This is a genomic window from Paenibacillus sp. FA6 (assembly GCF_051550225.1).
GTDB lineage: Bacteria > Bacillota > Bacilli > Paenibacillales > Paenibacillaceae > Paenibacillus_AQ.
The window spans coordinates 5,432,253-5,450,056 of record NZ_CP188820.1 but is presented as its reverse complement, the minus strand read 5'-3'; the positions used below and the strand labels follow the sequence as shown (position 1 = coordinate 5,450,056).

Genomic DNA, 17,804 nt, shown 5'->3' with positions numbered 1-17,804 from the left:
GATAAGGTTGTTATACTCCTAATGCCTAGTCTATAATAAATTTGACCTCTTAAAAAGAATCAGTTAAACGGTATTATTAGGGGTCAGATGGAGGTTGCTATGTTTGATATTATGCTTTCCAAAGATGAGCACGGCCCTTTATATATGCAGTTATATAGACATATTCGCAGTCTTATTCAAAATGATGAAATCAAAGATGGTACGAAGTTGCCTTCTATCCGTTCTCTACGCCAGCAATCCTCTCTTAGCAAAACAACCATTGAAACAGCCTATCACCTGTTGCTAGAAGAGGGCTATGTGATTAGTAAACCTCGTTCAGGTCTCTATGTGGTTAATCCTCAATCAACCCAATCCCTGACACTCCGCAAAGCTGCCGAGCATGAGAACACCAACCTAGATCATCGCTTACATAGAACCCATGATGCCCCACATTCCAAGAATGATGGAGTGATTGACTTCAATCTCTTAGCTGTGGACGGCAATTCATTTCCACTTCAAGCTTGGAGGTCCGTCTTGACAGAGTCTCTTTCCCTAAACGGAGGTAGCATTCATCAATATGGAGACCTTCAGGGGGAATATGCTTTACGATTACAACTCACACAGTATTTGAAAAATTCACGTGGCGTATCATGCTCACCCAATCAAATTGTGATAGGTTCGAGTATCTCCTATAGTATCCATATCCTCACTCGACTCTTAGGACAGCCCATTACTGTTGCTTTCGAACAGGATGGAATTGCTCAGGTCGGAGATCTTTTCTCACAACATGGTTGCCACATCGTTCCTTTCCCACTTCACGACCATCAACTTTCAATAACTGGATTAGAAGGTCAGAATATCGATGCCATATACGTTACACCCTCGCATCGTCCTACAGGTAATCCCTTGTCCTATTCCATAAGACAGCAAATGCTTCAATGGGCAAACAACCATCATACTTATATTATTGAGGACGATTACGATGGGGAATTTCGTTATACCGGTAAAACCATTCCCTCACTTCAAGGACTTGATCACAAAGGTGTCGTCATCTACATGGGTACATTCTCAAAAGCATTCACACCTGCATTACGCATGAACTATATGGTTCTCCCCCTCCATCTGATGGAGAGACTTCATACCATGGAACATATCCTCTCTTGCCCATCACGCATTGACCAATTAGCCATGAGTCTATTCATAGAGCGTGGTCACTGGTTTCGCCATATTCGACGAATTCGTCATGTTTATCGGAAAAAGCATGAAAAGCTTACGCAATTACTCCAACAACATTTCTCAGATCATATTTACATCCAAGGGGATAGCGCTGGGCTTCACATTGAATTAACCGTGAACACCAACTGCAGTGCAACCAGATTAATAGAACTAGCCTTATTCGAGGGAGTTCATGTATACGGTTCACAACATGTGGGGATCGTTCCAAGTACATCTCAACCTAGAATCTATATGGGCTTCGGGGGGATTGATCTGAAGGATATGGAACGAGGCATTCAACAATTGAACAAGGCATGGTCACAGGTATTAGCATGAACATATCGTTAAGTTAAAGCAAAAAAAATACGCCTATGGCGCACTCCTAAACTATTCTTGTTCAGTTATATCTAACGAAGCCTTTTCATCTCGTTCATTCTGACTTCCACTTAGGAAAATGGACTTTCCAGAAGAACAATTTCTCCTGTTGTAGCACTTAGCTGCAGTAATCCACCCAAGGGGATAATGAATTTGGGATCCGTATGCCCGAAGTCTACATCCACTACGATGGGGATCGTGTTAGCGCCGAATTCATCTCCGATGACACTTCGTAGGATCTGATTCAATTCTTGTTTCTCTTCATACGAGTAATCTTTGGCCCTACCAAAGATCACGCCTTTGATTTGCTGGAATATTCCTTGCATTCCATAATTGCGAAGCATGTATCCAACTTGTTCTGGCGTAGGTTTCTCTTCTGAAGTTTCGAAGAATAGTATCTTATCATCCCAAAAGGATCCACTCGGCCAGTACTTCGTTGACTTCATGAACTCTAAAACTTCAATACATCCACCCCATGCATATCCTACTTCAGTTGAGTTTCCCTGTATAAAAGTCCATCCATCTTCGTTATGATGGAATTCTCTACATTCCCCTAATGTATCTAGATTACTCCAATCTTTGTAGCCATTTGTCCACTCCGCAAAAGGTCTATACGCATATGGGTAACGATCTTCAAGCAAAATCGACTTTACGTGTTGCGTATATCCATTAGGGAGATGTTGCATCTGGGCAATCCCCGCCATAACCGAAGGCCCGTAAAAGGTAATCATCCCTAACATATTAAAGTATGCCAAAAAGGTCGTCGCATCCGAAAAACCCATAATGAATTTAGGGTTGTTCATAATGACATCCGTATCTAAATACGGTAATATTCTAACCGATTCATAACCACCAATGGATGTGATAATACCATCAATTTGATCATCTTCAAAACATTGGTTGATGTCGTCCGCACGCCATCGCGGATTTCTATATAACTCATCAGGGGACATTCTTGCTGTAGGCATTTCAATGATTTCAAACCCCATCATATGCTGGAGATTCTGTAATCCTAGCTCATAGATATCCGAAAATAAATATGGTAGTCCATTGGATGGGGATATGATTGCAATTTTAGATCCCGGCATTAGCCTTTTGGGTTTATTCATCCTGACCTCCGATAGAACAGCGTAGTTGCTTATAAGATATGTGCTTATTCTTACTACTTAACTATTTCACTTTAACTGCAGCAGTCGAGTCTCGAAACACTACATCCCCCGCTAGCATAATCTTCTCCATAGGCTCATCTCGTTTTACCAATCGCTCAAGCAGCTTCTCTACGGCACGGCGCCCCATGGCCTCTTTCGGTACATGAACGGTAGTCAGGGTTGGAAGTCCACTGTAGCCGACCTCAATATTATCAAATCCAGTGACAGAGACTTCATCCGGGACATTCAACCCTAGTTCGATCAAGGCTTTCATGGTCGTCCGGGCTATAGAATCGTTCGCACAGACTAGAACCGTCGGCATTGTTCTGGTCTTCTTCATGCTAAGCAACCAAGATCGTATTTCATCTTCAAATTGTTCATCCTCAAGTCCGATTAGGTTCTCCATGGCTTCTCCTGCCTTTTGAAGTTTCAGTCCCTGTTCCTCCATTGCGGAGCGAAAACCAATAAACCTATCTCTGAAACTTCTCGAGAACCGTACGTTACCAATGAACTGCAACTGCTGATGTCCAGTTCCCATTAAATGATTCGTTAACCGGGTCATAGCATCAACATTGTTTACAAATATAGTATCCGAAGGAATCAACGGATCTTCATGATCGACTAGAACAATGGGAAGTCCGATTCGATGGATCTCAAGCAATAGAGGCGTCGAAATCTGTCCCACACCGATTAGTCCTAATATACCGTTCGGATTCAAAATATCAAGGACACTATCCACACTCTGCTCTGAAATGATGACCATTCCCAGGCCTTCCCCTTCCAGCTGCAAAGAGATTCCTTCCATAATCTTGCCCCAATAGAGTGATTCTCGTGTTTGTGATCGAATATTGGGCATCAGGACAATAACCGATTGTTTACTATTAGAGTGCGCTAACTTCCGCTCAGGTTTCTTTACATAGGCATTCTTCTGAGAAAAGTATCCTAACTGGGATGCGGCCTCAATAACTCGTTCTTTCGTCGCCTCATTGACTCCACCTTTACCAGATAACGCTTTAGAAACAACAAATTTAGACACTCCCAAATGGTCGGCAATTTGTTGCATTGTCATTTTTTTAGCCATCGCTGTATTCCACCTCTAATCAATAACTGCTGGCACTTATCCACTTTTGTTATCGTTAATTATTAATATTATTATAACAAATATAGAGTGCGGATCATATAGAAGTATCCACTTCGCATATTGTATTGACAATTTTTATTTATCGGTATACATTTGTATACATAGCGATTCTGTATACGATTGTATACAATTAACGTAAATGAAAGGATGGATTAGTATGCGACGTCGTTCAACCTCACAAGGAATAAGTTCAGATAAAGGACTAGACTCCCCTTCACACAATAGTAAACGAAGAGAAATCAATAATCTGGATCGAGCAGAGACATCAGGAGGTCGGGGTTCAAGCGAAGGCGGGCGAGCTCATGGTCGCCATAGAAATCGAGATGATCGTGATCATCATGGAGGTCCAATAGCTCACTCTGAACGGAACCGCCAGAGCATGCGTCATGGTGATACAGGGGATCGATTAGCTCCACGTCCTGTAGACCGAGATGACAAGAACATTCAAAGTGCGAAGACCTTTCGTCGAGGCCGCATTATTATCTTTCTAAGACAATTACAAGTGAAGCGTGACACCTTGGTGAACCAACTTCAACAGCCGGAATTCAAATCCATTGAGCAAGTCATTAGTGGAGAATTAAAAGCAGTCGATGAAATGATTCAACAGTTCACTCATTTATTTGAGCTTCGCGAAATTGAATCTGATGATCCTACGAATCCGTGAGGTAGATCTCTATGTGGAAATTCAAATCTTATTTAAAGCCTTACTGGCTATCAAGTTTACTAGCTCCTCTGTGCATGGTACTTGAAGTATGGATGGATCTATTACAACCCATGATGATGGCGAGCATTGTTAATAACGGAATCATGAAAGGTGACTTAGCTCATATCCAGCGGACGGGACTCATGATGATTGGAATCGCACTCATTGGTGCAATCGCAGGTGTTGGTTGTTCAATATTCTCTAGCATCGCTTCTCAGAACTTCGGAAGAGATTTGCGAAACAGCCTATTCGAGAAAGTACAGACCTTCTCCTTCCGCAATCTTGATCAAATAAAAACAGGTTCACTAATTACTCGATTAACGAATGACGTCATGCAGATGCAGACTTTTGTCCAAATGATTATGCGTGGCTTCATTCGTTCCCCACTCCTATTTGCCGGGAGCTTCATTATGGCGTTATCCATTAGCCCAAGACTAACGCTCATTCTAGCGGTAGCCACTCCGCTATTGTTCATCTTATTAGTCGTTCTCATACGGAGATCGTTTCCTTTGTTCACTAAAGTCCAATCTAAACTCGATGGTGTGAATAGCGTACTTCAGGAGAATTTATCAGGTATTCGGGTTGTGAAGGCATTTGTCAGAGCGAACCATGAACGCAAACGTTTCGGTAAAGCTAATGAGGACTATACTCATATCGCTATTAAAGCCGCACGATTGATGGCTTTGAACATGCCCATCATGACGCTTATTCTAAATGCCAGTGTGGTCGCGGTACTGTGGTATGGTGGAGGACTTACCCGAGGCGGTTCTCTTTCAACAGGAGATTTAATCGCCTTTATTAACTATGTTACCCAGTTGTTGTTCTCTATGCTTATGATTAGCAATCTGCTGCCCTTCGTATCTCGTGCCAAAGTATCTTCTGAACGCATCAATGAGGTGCTTGAGACGCTCAGCGAGGTTACAGACCACAGCCATACGAAGCAAGCTATCATTCACTCCGGTCACATTCAATTTAAGAATGTATCCTTTGCCTATGACACGGCACAGGAAGAGCTCGTACTTCAAGACATATCATTCCAAGCGGAAGCAGGTCAGACTCTAGCCATTCTTGGTGCTACTGGCTCCGGCAAGTCTTCACTGATCAGTCTTATCCCCCGCTTATACGATACGACTAGTGGCAGTGTGCTTATTGACGGAACAGACGTTAAAGATATCCCATTAGATCATCTGAGAGTTCAGATTGGTATGGCTTTGCAGCAATCCATTCTGTTCACTGGCACAATCCGCGATAACATTAGCTTCGGCAATGCTGAGGCAGGTCAAGCAGAGATTGAGGCCGCAGCCATAGCCGCCGAAGCCCATGATTTCATTCAACAGATGCCCGACGGATATAACACCGTTCTCGGTCAAAAAGGAGTCAATCTATCTGGAGGCCAGAAACAACGTATCTCCATAGCAAGAGCATTACTCGTGCGTCCTACTATTCTAATTCTAGATGATAGCACCAGCGCCGTAGACTTAGGAACTGAATCCCGAATACAGAAAGCGCTCAGAGAGCTTATGGATCATACGACTACCATTATTATTGCCCAACGGATCTCATCCGTCATCGATGCAGATCACATACTTATCCTTGATGATAACGGTACAATTACAGCCGAAGGTACCCATGATGAGCTTCTTCGGAACAGCTCCATCTATCAGGATATTTATCGATCTCAGTGGAAGGAGGATGATGCGCATGTCCGAGTCAACTAACCGAAACTCTAATCCATCCTTTAAGCCATTGGGAGGCGGAATGGGGTTGCCCGGAAGAGGCCCCGGTGGATTGGGAGCTATTCCGAAAGTACGCCCTAAAAATACAGGTGCCACGATCAAAAAACTATGGACCTATTTGCAACGCCAACGCACCGGACTCATCATTGTCTATATTTCCACCTTTTTAAGCGCGGTCATCTCCCTCATCGGCCCCTACCTCATTGGTAAAGCCATAGATGAGTACATCATACCCAAAGACAACAACGGTCTGATGTGGCTGTGCATGATGATGGTAGCGATCTATATCCTTGGAAGCATCGTATCTTGGGTACAGTCCTATGTTATGAGTGGCGTATCCCAGCGGACTGTGCTTGAGCTTAGACATGATATTTTCGAAAAATATCAACAGTTGCCTCTAAAGTTCTTCGACACCAACAACACCGGGGAACTGATGAGCCGAACCACGAATGATATCGAAAATGTCTCTAATTCACTTAATCAGAGCGTTATCCAATTACTCACTAGTATTATCACCCTCTCGGGTTCACTCGTCATTATGTTAAGCCTGAATCTTTCATTAACCTTAGTCAGTCTAATCACGATTCCGCTCGTTCTCTTCGCAACGCGCCAGATCTCCACCCTGACACGAAGATATTTCAAAGGTCAACAGAAGCATCTTGGAGAACTAAACGGATTCATTGAAGAGACCATCCAAGGACAAAAAGTTGTGAAGCTATATCGACGCGAAGCTACCGAGATCAAGCGATTCAAAGATATTAATCAAGAATTGAATACAATGGGTACGAAAGCACAGATTGTCTCTGGCCTAGTAGGTCCAGTCATGAACGCTGTCAATAACCTCAACTTCGCACTCATCGCCGCTATTGGAGGTTGGATGGTATTTAAAGATTTAACAACGGTTGGCGTTATCGTCAGTTTCCTCAACTATTCCAAACAGTTCGGACGCCCTATTACGGAGCTTGCCAATCAATATAATCTGATTCAATCGGCTGTAGCTGGTGCTGAGCGTGTATTCGAAATATTGGAATTAGAATCGGAATATACAGAAGACGAAGGAATCATCTTCTCCAATGATATGCATGGTGAAGTAACATTTGATAACGTATCTTTCAGTTATAGACATGATTCACCTATTCTACAGCAGGTATCTTTTGTAGCTCATCCTGGTCAGAAGATTGCTCTTGTCGGACCTACAGGTGCGGGGAAAACGACGATTGTCAATTTATTGACTCGATTCTATGACATTGATGAAGGCAGTATTACTATCGATGGATTAGATATCCACCAGATAGATAAGAACCATCTTCGTACGAATCTGGGTATGGTTCTACAAGATGCGTATGTATTCTCTGGCAGCATTCGTGACAATATCCGCTTTGGTCGATTAGACGCTACGGATGAAGAGATTCAAACAGCCGCTAAACTGGCTAATGCCGATGGCTTCATTTCACGGCTTCCCCAAGGTTACGATATGATCTTGCAGGCCGAAGGAAGCAATCTAAGTCATGGACAACGCCAACTACTTACCATTGCCAGAGCTATCCTAGCCAATCCGTCCGTACTCATCCTCGATGAAGCAACTAGTAGCGTGGATACCCGAACAGAGATGCATATTCAAGAAGCCATGAAGAATTTAATGAAGGGAAGAACCAGCTTCGTAATTGCCCATCGTCTAAGCACCATTCAGGATGCAGATCAAATATTGGTCATGAATGGTGGAAGAATAATTGAACGCGGCAACCACGAGCAACTCCTCGCTGCCGAAGGGTTCTATTACGAACTGTATTCGAGTCAATTCCGGAGAGTTGTGTAACATAGAGGCTCGAGACCATAACTAGTGCTGACAAACATGGATGTAGAATGCTGCTCCGATTCCAACACAGTTGCACAAAGTACACTTAAATTCATCCTTATTCCCACTACTACTACTTTAGCTGCAAAAAGTACATCTATATTACTGAAAACCTAGACTTTTCAGTATTTCCCTGATTTTAACTGTATTTTTTGCAACTATTTCTTGCATAGCCTCCCTTTCCTTCTAAATAAGTGTACATTCTGCAACTGCTCCATTCGCTTCTACTCCCCAACATTATCATTTCTGATAACTCAACAACAATAAGCCCCGGCAGAGAATGCCTGGGCTATTTCCTATCCTTCCCATATAGCTTTTTCATCACATCTTCTTTCAATGCTTCATATTGTGACATACTTCCGGCTGCTGATAATTCTTTCGTATCCTTTTTATCAATGTTATACTTCCCTTGTTCTAAAGACATAATCCAATAAGCATTCTGAGTATCATCCCAAGCTAGAAATAAAACATACTCTAATCCGCCTTTCATAGGAGTATATCTACCATAGTTATACCTAGTAACACCAGGAGCAATCCCTTTGTTATTTATAGTATATGTTGGCTCCAAGACATCAATAATACTTCCAACTTCTTTATCACTTGGATTTCCAAAAACTTGATTAACTTTAACTTCAGACACCGTATGACCTATTTGTAAGTCCGCATTACCCTTTAAAAAATTTGAAGATTTATCTAAAGCTGTGATTTCTACAATAACGTCAGCTTGTTCAGCAAGTTCATTATAACTATAAAATATTTGATGATTAGCTGTTACACCTTCAGCTTGCTCGATAATATGATCTGCATATGTATATCCAATAATTGCAATGCCTAACCCCATTATTATTCCAATTAGCGTCTTTCTCTTCATTCGTTACCACCTCCCTTTACGCATGTCGATGCACATTCGATTATTCACTTCCTGAATTTCATATATTGATGTTCACATATTATTAAACGTATATTTATTCAAAATGTTTAGTATTAGTAAACGTAATAAAAGAGTGTTCGTATTTCATGATATCCATCATGAATCACGAACACTCTTTTGTTCAGAACACATACCGACTCACAAATGTCGTTAACTTGTTACCATACCCTTCTTTATCTGCAAAATAGGCATTGCCATGCTGTGCATTAGGAACGGATAGCAATTCCTTCTCACTGCCTGCGGCGGCATACAATCGATGCACCATATCATAAGGAACGAACTTATCCTCGTCGCCATGAATGAATAGGATCGGAAGTTTCGATCGACTTACCTGATCTAAGGCAGACGCTTCTCCAAAGAAATACCCCGCCTTCAATCTACATACTAGACTCGTCAACGGAATCAGCGGGAATGCAGGTAGCTTATACATCGTTTTTAATTGATATGTTAGAATGTCTTTAACCGAAGTATACGCACAATCAGAAACGATACATTTCACCTGTTCTGGCAACGGTTCCCCACTGGCCATCAGCACTGTCGATCCGCCCATGGAGATCCCATGAAGAATAATCTGCGAATTTTCTCCCTCTCTTTTGATAATATAATCAATCCATTTGAGGTAATCCTTGCGATCATGCCAACCGAAACCAATGTAATTCCCCTCGCTCTGACCATGTCCCCTATCGTCAGGCATCAGCACATGATATCCTAATCCTTGGTACATTTTGGCGAAGTTCGACATGTCTCTACCTTGCCCTGAATATCCATGTGCCAGAATAACTACCTTATCGCTATCCGTTTGCGCTGGAACATAATAGCCTGTTAGCTGCAATCTATCATCCGATTGAATTTGAATCGTCTCCATAGGTTGTTCTTGCAACCAATCTGTTGACGTTTCCCACGGATGGGTTGTTTTGATCAAGTTAGGATCGACGTTTAGGAAATCCTTTTTGCTACGTAAAATGCTTATTTTGTATAAGTAAAGGCTTGCTGCTATAAGAACCAGCATCAGTACGATAACGACAGCCATCATTACAATCATTGCAGTCTTCATTTGTCGATTCTCTCTCCTTTTCCATTACGGATTACTTCTAAAATACTACAATACCCGACCCAATGACAATATAGACATCATATTTCAATAAAAACCTGCGCATCCGTTTCTTGTTATATGGTGTCCATTCAGCAGTTTCTCCATTCTATGATGAAATGGCTTTTCCATTTCACCCCCCAATTATGATATATTGCCTATGTAGGAATGATTATGATGGAGGAGGACGACGTGCAGATGGAATACAGAATCGAGAAAGATACAATTGGGGAAATAAAAGTGCCTGCGGACAAGCTATGGGCTGCGCAGACTCAACGAAGTTTTGAGAACTTTCAAATTGGTACAGAAAAAATGCCTATGGATCTTATTCGGGTATTCGCTATTCTAAAGAAAAGTGCAGCAATCACCAATGGTAAGCTAGGTAAAATGGACCCAATCAAGGTGGATGCAATCATCGAGGCCGCTAACGAGATTATCGAAGGTAAACTCGATGGACACTTTCCTCTTGCCGTCTGGCAGACAGGCAGCGGTACTCAGTCCAATATGAATGTTAACGAGGTCATTGCGAACCGTGCGAACCAACTTCTGGATCTTAAAGATAGTACAGTGCGCATTCATCCTAACGATGATGTCAACAAATCACAAAGTTCTAATGATACGTTCCCAACAGCGATGCACATGGCTGCACTGATCGCAATTGAAGATCAATTACTGCCTGCTGTGGCACTGCTAAAAGAGACATTCCGTCTCAAAACGGAACAATTCCAAGACATTATCAAAATTGGAAGAACGCATTTGCAGGATGCCACTCCTATAACCTTAGGTCAAGAAGTTAGTGGTTGGCACCGTATGCTTGAGAAGACCGAGACAATGATTCAAAGTAGTGTCGAGTATGTTCGTGAACTTGCCATTGGTGGAACAGCGGTTGGAACAGGAATTAATGCCCATCCTAAATTTGGTGACATGGTCGCTGAGGAAATCAGTAGCATAACAGGTAAAACCTTCACTTCAGCAAGTAACAAATTTCATTCCCTTACGAGCCATGATGAACTCGTCTATGTTCACGGTGCACTGAAAGCGCTTGCCGCAGATCTCATGAAAATCGCCAACGATGTAAGATGGTTAGCCAGTGGTCCACGGTGTGGAATCGGAGAACTGATTATTCCGGCGAATGAACCTGGAAGTTCCATTATGCCGGGTAAAGTGAATCCAACGCAAAGTGAAGCCTTAACTATGGTCGTATGCCAAGTGATGGGTAACGATGCAGCTATCGGATTCGCAGCAAGCCAAGGGAACTTCGAATTGAATGTGTTCAAGCCTGTCATTATTTATAACTTCCTTCAATCCGCGGAACTTTTGGCAGATGCCATTAGATCATTCAACGATCATTGCGCCATTGGGATTGAACCGAATTATGCCATCATTGAGCGTAATCTAAATCAATCACTTATGCTCGTTACCGCCCTTAATCCGCATATTGGATATGAGAATGCAGCTGCTGTTGCTAAGCTTGCTCATAAAGAGGGTCTCACACTTAAAGAGGCTGCTTTGCGAAGCAATCTATTAACGGAAGCACAGTTCGATGAGATTGTGCGACCAGAACAAATGATTCATCCGAAGGAAGACTAGATCTGTCGATCTACATGACCTCACTTCCTGACAACACAAAGGGTGCCTTCCCATTTGGGAAAGCACCTTTTCTAATGACCTATTATGCTTCAAAGAAACTCTTCGGGCGATCGAGATGATACAGATTACGGTACCGTGGATATTTCTCCATGAGTTCCACATGGGAACCTCTCATTTCAATCTTCCCGTGTTCCATAAAAATGATCTCATCCATATGCTCCGCACCTACTAAATGATGAGTTACCCATACAAGCGATTTACCTGTAAGCGTCTCAAATATCGTAGAGAGCAGTTCATTCTCCGTTCGAGGATCGAGGCCCACCGTTGGTTCATCTAGAATGACAACAGGTGTATCTTGTAGCAGAACACGAGCTAACGCGATCCGTTGACGTTCACCACCAGAGAATCGTTGGCCCGTCTCATGCATGGCTGTCTTGTAGCCTTTTGGAAGAGATTCAATAAGTTCATCCATCTTCACTTTCTTAGCTACTTCACGAATCTCTTCATCAGAGGCATCGAGTTTTCCGAGTCGTATATTATTCGTTACAGATGTATCGAACAAATGTGGGTTCTGGTTCAATACAGCTATGAGACTAGGTATATGTTCTCCATACAGGCTAGCATCGTTCCCCTTAATGGTTGCACTACCCTGTTCAGGTGCGATAGCTCCTTGGATCAACTTCAGCAATGTTGACTTCCCTGCGCCACTCCGCCCTATAATAGCTACTTTCTTTCCTTGCGGAATATCTAGCGTGATGTCATGGAAAGACCACGCTCCCTCCTTATCATAACGATAAGAGGCATGATCAATCTTAATATACGCGTCATTTCTTGCCTGATTCATAACTTCCTCGCTAACCATCTCCATCTGAGTGGATTCATTAGCTCCAGCAGAATCATGCTTAACTCTAGCCTTAACCTCTTCACCTGCATCGCCAATCTCCGTCAATCGGGCAAAGGAACCTTGATAACGCGGGACTTTCTCAACAGCCTCAGAGATTGGGAGGAATGAATCCATTAATGGGAAGATCACAAGTACAAACGCAGCGATCATAGTCGAAGCAATCATGCCATCTGCGTATTGCTGTCCTGCCCAGTACAACACGCTTACAACAACGATACCCACCGTAGCTTGCCCAATCAGATTTCTCCATCTCGCCCAAGCGCTTAGCTTACGATCAATATTCGCTACTTCTAATTCATCATTCTCATAGAGATTGATGAATTGAGCTGGTCTACCACTGATCACCCAATCACTCATACCCAGCACAGCATCCGTCAGCGTCTGATACAAGCGACCGCGCTTCTGCTGCGACTGCTTGTTCTTCTTCTTCGTCAGCCACAGAGAGATCCATGGTAGAACCAAGATAAGAATGAGCAGATACAACGCCATGAACAATGCAAATTGCACATCGAATTGCCCCAATGCCGTTATCGATATCGTATACAACAACAAAGCTACTAGACTTGGGAAAATAGTACGTAGGTACACATCCTGTAACTTCTCAATATCCTCTGCAATAATACCTAGAATATCCCCTGTTCGAAAGCGTGATGAAATAAATAGCGCTTGTGGTTCTAGAATACGATACAACTGTACACGCATCTTCGATAAAATCCTTAGAATCGTATCGTGTCCAACGAGACGTTCCACATAATGAACCACAGATCTACTCGTACCAAAGGTTCTTACGATGACGATCTGCACATACACCATCAAGATATTTTCCGGACGAAGTGCAGACTTAGAGATAAGATACCCTGACGAGAACATCAGACTACTCGCCGTAAATACCGTCAGGGCACCCAGTATAACAATCACTACGAAACGCCAGAAGTATGAAGTGATATAAGGCCGCAGCCATTGTTCTCGTCTCATAGCACACCCTCCAGTTGTGATTTAATTAATGTATAATACACGCCCTTGCAGGCAAGTAACTCCTCGTGAGTACCGATCTCAGCCACCTTACCTTGATCCATCACAATAATCTGATCCATGTCCGGCATCCAGTGTAGTCGGTGAGTTGCTAGGAACACTAATTTCCCTTCAAAAAGGGAGAGCATCGTCTTCTTCAACTCATACTCCGTCTCAATGTCCAAATGCGCTGTCGGCTCATCTAATAGAATAACGGGGCGATCACTGAGGAACGCTCGTGCAAGCGCCACTCTTTGCGCTTGCCCACCACTCAAATCACGACCTCCACCACCAATAATCTCGTCATATCCATCGCTTAAGTCCTTCACAAGATCTGATAGACCTGCGTTCATAACCGCTTGCTCCACTTGCGATTGACTTGCCTCTGGCGTGTAGAACTTCACATTGTCTGCAAGACTACTGCTGAACAAGTATGGATTCTGTGGTATATACGTCATCTGATTCTGCCACGCCTCATCTGTTAGTGCCGGAAGTCGTTGCCCGTTCAATACTACATCACCTGATGAAGGCTGTAGGAAGCCACTTAGAACATCAATCAATGTGGATTTACCCGCACCACTTTCACCAATGATTCCAATCTTCTTCATTCCTTGAATATGCAAGGTCACATCCTGTAAAGAATGGGGTCCCTCCTCTTCGTGCTGCACCTGAACATGAGATAACGTGATTTGACTATCCGATCTCCAAGAATACGAGAATCCAGCGGGTAGAGTTACGTCCATCTTCTGTATCGGCATATCTATAATCGCTTGGATTGCTTCTCCTGCTTCTTTACCATTCAAGGTGGCGTGGTAATCCGATCCCACCATACGAACAGGTAGGAAGTACTCAGGAGCTAGAATTAGGATCGTCAACGCTGTTACGAGCATTATATCTCCATTTATCAAACGGAGACCTAGACCAACCGCTACGGATGCTACGGATAACATCGTAAAGAAGTCTAAAGCGAATGAAGAGAGAAAAGCGACCCGCAAAGTTCGCATTGTAGCTTTTCTGTACTTATCACTCACTTTCCCAATCGTACTGATATGAGATTTACTACGTCCTAAATATTTCAAAGTCTCTAGTCCACGTAATGAATCCACAAAGTGATTGGCTAAATTGCGATAGGAATCCATCTGACTGTCCACTTGCTTGCGCGATGAAAGACCGATAAGAATCATAAAAACGATAAGTATCGGCATAGTAACTAAGAGAATAATCGCGGACTTGATATCCTGTGTAAACACATAAATAAAGATGACCGCCGGTATAACTGCCGTTGCGACCGTTCGCGGAATAATCAGTTCCAGATACACTTTGAACTTGAGAACGCCATCCAGAATAAGTGTAACCAGCTTCCCTGTTCCTTCCTTCTTGGCGAACCGTGGACCAAGCTGGAATAGCTTGTCCATTAGCTGTTTACGCAATAACGCACCCGTATGCTCAGCATACCGGTACGTTATTTTTTGTTGCAAGAAATTTACGACATGTCGAACCATAAATGATATCAGAAATATAAATATGCCATTATTCTGATCCTGTAGCGCTTCTCCAGCAAAAAGGGCAGAGACTACTTCCGACAACGCCCTTGCCATCCACAGTATGGATATACTTTGCACTAAGGTCAGCAGTGCTACCGCTACAAGGACGGGTTTAATGCCTTTGAATCCTAATAAGTTTCGACCCATTAGTATTCCAAATGATCTTTCGCATTTACTCGTTTACTGAATATATAGTAACTCCAAATTTGATATCCAAGTACAAACGGAAGCAAGGTAAGCGCAATGATGGACATGACCTTTAATGAATATTGTCCTGAAGCAGCGTTTGTAATTGTCAAACTAAAGGAATCACTAATCGAACTGATCATAACCCTTGGGAACAACCCAATAAATATGGAAGCGAATGATACTATGATTACCGCACCTGTCATGCCGAAAGCCCAACCGTCTCTTTTGCGGGAAATGAAATATCCAGCCAAGAAGTACACGATCACTCCTACAATCGCAGTAACACTCAGAATACCACCACGAACTTCAAATATATCTGTCACAAAATACGTCATCACAGCGAACCCGACTAGTAATACAGCGAGTGGAATCAGTAACTTCTTAGCCATCGCACGTGCTCTGTCCTGTAAATCACCTAACACTCTTAAAGTAGTAAACATGAGACCATGTACTAGACAAAGAACAACTACCGTGATTCCCCCCAGTAAGGTATAGCCATTCACAATATCAGAGAATCCTGCATTCATATTCATATCTTCACCGATAGGAACGCCTTGTATAAGACAAGCGAATACAACTCCGAACAACAGCGGTGGAAGTAAGCTACCGAAGAAAATAACAACGTCCCATGTTTTCTTCCATGTTTCAGAAGCTACTTTACCTCTGAATTCGAACGCTACACCGCGACCAATCAAAGCTAATAAAACAAACACAAGCGCAGTATAGAATCCACTAAATAACGTAGCATACCAATGCGGGAAGGCCGCGAACATCGCGCCCCCTGCTGTAATCAGCCATACTTCGTTTGCATCCCAGAAAGGACCAATTGAATTAATCAATACGCGACGCTCCGAATCATTCTTAGCTAGAACCGCTGTTGACATACCAACACCAAAGTCGAAGCCCTCCAAGAAGAAAAATCCAACGAATAATACGGCAATCAACAAGAACCACAACTCATTAAGAGACATGATTAACCTCCTTATCAAATGGGTCGTGAGATTCTTCCTCAGGGGTACCCGAATCATTCGGCCCCTTCTTAATCACACGAACAAACAAGTATACTAAGATGATGGCTAACACAGTGTAAGCAAGTGAGAAAGTAATTAATGAGAATAAAATTTGTCCTGCCGATACGTTAGGAGAAATACTATCTTCTGTCTTAAATAATCCAAATACAGTCCAGGGTTGGCGACCCATCTCCGTCATAATCCAACCTGCTGAGTTCGCGATAAAAGGTAATGAAATGGACCATATCATTATACGCATAAACCATTTGTTAGTCTGTTCTAGCTTCTTACGAGCTACCAAATAGACACCATACATACTTAGAAGTATGAGTACAGATCCGCTTGCTACCATGATCCGGAAGCTCCAGAACGTCGTTCGTACAGGTGGAATATAATCCCCTGGACCATATTTCTCTTCATACTCTGCTTGTAACTGATTCATCCCAACCACTTCGCCAGAGAACTTACTATAAGATAAGAAACTAAGCAAATATGGAATTTGAAAACTCATACCATTCTCTTTTTTCTTCGGATCTATTGTCGCAAAGACCGTCCAAGGAGCTGGATCGGAGCTTGTGTCCCATAGCGCTTCCGAAGCCGCCATCTTCATCGGTTGAGTCTCTACTAGATATTGTGCTTGACTATGTCCTACAAGCGCAACGCCAATCGACGATACCAATCCTACGATAATAGCAATAATGAAAGACTTCTTGAAAAACTGAAAATCTTGACGTTTCAACATTTTATAGGCGCTGACACCTGTTACAAAGAAGGCCCCTGTCATAAATGCGGCTAGAACGGTATGTGGGATCTCCACTAATGCCTGTCCGTTCGTAATCAAAGCAAAGAAATCGTTCATCTCGGCTCGACCATTATTAATCTCGAATCCAACGGGCCTCTGCATAAAGGAGTTCGCTATTAGAATCCATACAGCGGACATGATGGTCCCCAAAGATACTAACCAAATACACGCCAAGTGAAGTTTCTTAGACAAACGGTCCCATCCAAAAATCCATATTCCAAGAAATGTGGACTCTAGGAAAAAGGCCAGTAATGCTTCGATTGCTAGTGGCGCCCCGAACACATCCCCTACAAATCTCGAATAATCAGACCAGTTCATTCCGAATTGAAATTCTTGTAGTATTCCTGTTACGATACCGACAGCAAAGTTGATGAGAAACAAATGGCCCCAGAATTTAGCCATTTTCTTATATTCTTCTTTCCCTTTGATTACATACATTGTTTCCATAATGGCGATCATCAATGCTAATCCTATGGACAATGGTACAAAAATAAAGTGAAACAGCGTTGTTGACGCAAATTGGATGCGTGAGAGCATGACCGGATCCATGATTATTATCCCTCTTCCTTGATAATGACATT

13 protein-coding genes are annotated in these 17,804 nt (G+C 42.7%); 5 read left to right on the top strand and 8 right to left on the bottom strand.

All coding sequences use genetic code 11. The annotated features are described in order from the left end of the window. The first annotated feature begins 99 nt into the window (after positions 1 to 99). Positions 100 to 1,530 carry a PLP-dependent aminotransferase family protein gene (locus ACP8HI_RS24520; RefSeq protein WP_438348719.1) on the top strand — a complete coding sequence of 477 codons (1,431 nt, stop codon included), beginning with the start codon at positions 100 to 102 and terminating at the stop codon, positions 1,528 to 1,530. 110 nt (positions 1,531 to 1,640) lie between these two features. On the opposite strand, the gene ACP8HI_RS24515 is transcribed toward ACP8HI_RS24520, so the two are convergent. Both ACP8HI_RS24515 and ACP8HI_RS24510 read right to left on the bottom strand, forming a co-directional pair. Next, on the bottom strand, positions 1,641 to 2,678 hold the full coding sequence (locus ACP8HI_RS24515) for a S66 family peptidase (RefSeq protein WP_438348718.1): 1,038 nt from the start codon (positions 2,676 to 2,678) through the stop codon (positions 1,641 to 1,643). Between the two features lie 61 nt (positions 2,679 to 2,739). After that, positions 2,740 to 3,798, bottom strand: a complete 1,059-nt coding sequence (locus ACP8HI_RS24510) for a LacI family DNA-binding transcriptional regulator (protein ID WP_438348717.1) — start codon at positions 3,796 to 3,798, stop codon at positions 2,740 to 2,742. 217 nt (positions 3,799 to 4,015) lie between these two features. On the opposite strand from ACP8HI_RS24510, the gene ACP8HI_RS24505 reads away from it, so the two are divergent. The 3 genes from ACP8HI_RS24505 to ACP8HI_RS24495 are packed head-to-tail and all read left to right on the top strand — an operon-like array spanning position 4,016 to position 8,113. Further along, positions 4,016 to 4,522 (top strand): hypothetical protein, encoded by a 507-nt coding sequence (locus tag ACP8HI_RS24505; protein WP_438348716.1) that lies wholly within the window; start codon positions 4,016 to 4,018, stop codon positions 4,520 to 4,522. A gap of 11 nt (positions 4,523 to 4,533) precedes the next feature. Beyond that, a complete protein-coding gene (locus ACP8HI_RS24500) occupies positions 4,534 to 6,279 on the top strand; it encodes an ABC transporter ATP-binding protein (RefSeq protein ID WP_438348715.1) in 1,746 nt (581 codons plus the stop codon). A 40-nt stretch (positions 6,280 to 6,319) separates the two neighbouring features. Beyond that, entirely contained in the window at positions 6,320 to 8,113 is a 1,794-nt protein-coding gene (locus tag ACP8HI_RS24495; protein ID WP_438351977.1) for an ABC transporter ATP-binding protein, read from the top strand. A gap of 328 nt (positions 8,114 to 8,441) precedes the next feature. On the opposite strand, the gene ACP8HI_RS24490 is transcribed toward ACP8HI_RS24495, so the two are convergent. Beyond that, positions 8,442 to 9,023 carry a hypothetical protein gene (locus tag ACP8HI_RS24490; RefSeq protein WP_438348714.1) on the bottom strand — a complete coding sequence of 194 codons (582 nt, stop codon included), beginning with the start codon at positions 9,021 to 9,023 and terminating at the stop codon, positions 8,442 to 8,444. Positions 9,024 to 9,204: 181 nt separating this feature from the next. Further along, entirely contained in the window at positions 9,205 to 10,137 is a 933-nt protein-coding gene (locus ACP8HI_RS24485; protein WP_438348713.1) for an alpha/beta hydrolase, read from the bottom strand. Positions 10,138 to 10,371: 234 nt separating this feature from the next. On the opposite strand from ACP8HI_RS24485, the gene fumC reads away from it, so the two are divergent. Beyond that, on the top strand, positions 10,372 to 11,763 hold the full coding sequence (gene fumC / locus ACP8HI_RS24480; RefSeq protein ID WP_438348712.1) for a class II fumarate hydratase: 1,392 nt from the start codon (positions 10,372 to 10,374) through the stop codon (positions 11,761 to 11,763). An 82-nt stretch (positions 11,764 to 11,845) separates the two neighbouring features. Here the strand turns inward: fumC and cydC are convergent, their stop codons facing one another. From cydC to ACP8HI_RS24460, 4 genes are read right to left on the bottom strand one after another with little or no spacing between them, the layout of a single operon-like run. After that, positions 11,846 to 13,642 carry a thiol reductant ABC exporter subunit CydC gene (cydC, locus tag ACP8HI_RS24475; RefSeq protein ID WP_438348711.1) on the bottom strand — a complete coding sequence of 599 codons (1,797 nt, stop codon included), beginning with the start codon at positions 13,640 to 13,642 and terminating at the stop codon, positions 11,846 to 11,848. Continuing rightward, a complete protein-coding gene (gene cydD / locus ACP8HI_RS24470) occupies positions 13,639 to 15,369 on the bottom strand; it encodes a thiol reductant ABC exporter subunit CydD (RefSeq protein WP_438348710.1) in 1,731 nt (576 codons plus the stop codon). The genes cydC and cydD overlap by 4 nt, the downstream gene beginning before the upstream one ends. Continuing rightward, positions 15,369 to 16,385 carry a cytochrome d ubiquinol oxidase subunit II gene (gene cydB / locus ACP8HI_RS24465; RefSeq protein WP_438351976.1) on the bottom strand — a complete coding sequence of 339 codons (1,017 nt, stop codon included), beginning with the start codon at positions 16,383 to 16,385 and terminating at the stop codon, positions 15,369 to 15,371. Before cydB ends, cydD begins: the two co-directional genes overlap by 1 nt. Further along, positions 16,372 to 17,772, bottom strand: a complete 1,401-nt coding sequence (locus ACP8HI_RS24460; protein WP_438348709.1) for a cytochrome ubiquinol oxidase subunit I — start codon at positions 17,770 to 17,772, stop codon at positions 16,372 to 16,374. Before ACP8HI_RS24460 ends, cydB begins: the two co-directional genes overlap by 14 nt. Positions 17,773 to 17,804 lie beyond the last annotated feature (32 nt).

Coding starts and splice junctions, on each gene's coding strand:
- ACP8HI_RS24520 (WP_438348719.1), top strand. CDS start 100: ATGTTTGATATTATGCTTTCCAAAGATGAGCACGGCCCTTTATATATG.
- ACP8HI_RS24515 (WP_438348718.1), bottom strand. CDS start 2,678: ATGAATAAACCCAAAAGGCTAATGCCGGGATCTAAAATTGCAATCATA.
- ACP8HI_RS24510 (WP_438348717.1), bottom strand. CDS start 3,798: ATGGCTAAAAAAATGACAATGCAACAAATTGCCGACCATTTGGGAGTG.
- ACP8HI_RS24505 (WP_438348716.1), top strand. CDS start 4,016: ATGCGACGTCGTTCAACCTCACAAGGAATAAGTTCAGATAAAGGACTA.
- ACP8HI_RS24500 (WP_438348715.1), top strand. CDS start 4,534: ATGTGGAAATTCAAATCTTATTTAAAGCCTTACTGGCTATCAAGTTTA.
- ACP8HI_RS24495 (WP_438351977.1), top strand. CDS start 6,320: ATGGGGTTGCCCGGAAGAGGCCCCGGTGGATTGGGAGCTATTCCGAAA.
- ACP8HI_RS24490 (WP_438348714.1), bottom strand. CDS start 9,023: ATGAAGAGAAAGACGCTAATTGGAATAATAATGGGGTTAGGCATTGCA.
- ACP8HI_RS24485 (WP_438348713.1), bottom strand. CDS start 10,137: ATGAAGACTGCAATGATTGTAATGATGGCTGTCGTTATCGTACTGATG.
- fumC (WP_438348712.1), top strand. CDS start 10,372: ATGGAATACAGAATCGAGAAAGATACAATTGGGGAAATAAAAGTGCCT.
- cydC (WP_438348711.1), bottom strand. CDS start 13,642: ATGAGACGAGAACAATGGCTGCGGCCTTATATCACTTCATACTTCTGG.
- cydD (WP_438348710.1), bottom strand. CDS start 15,369: ATGGGTCGAAACTTATTAGGATTCAAAGGCATTAAACCCGTCCTTGTA.
- ACP8HI_RS24460 (WP_438348709.1), bottom strand. CDS start 17,772: ATGGATCCGGTCATGCTCTCACGCATCCAATTTGCGTCAACAACGCTG.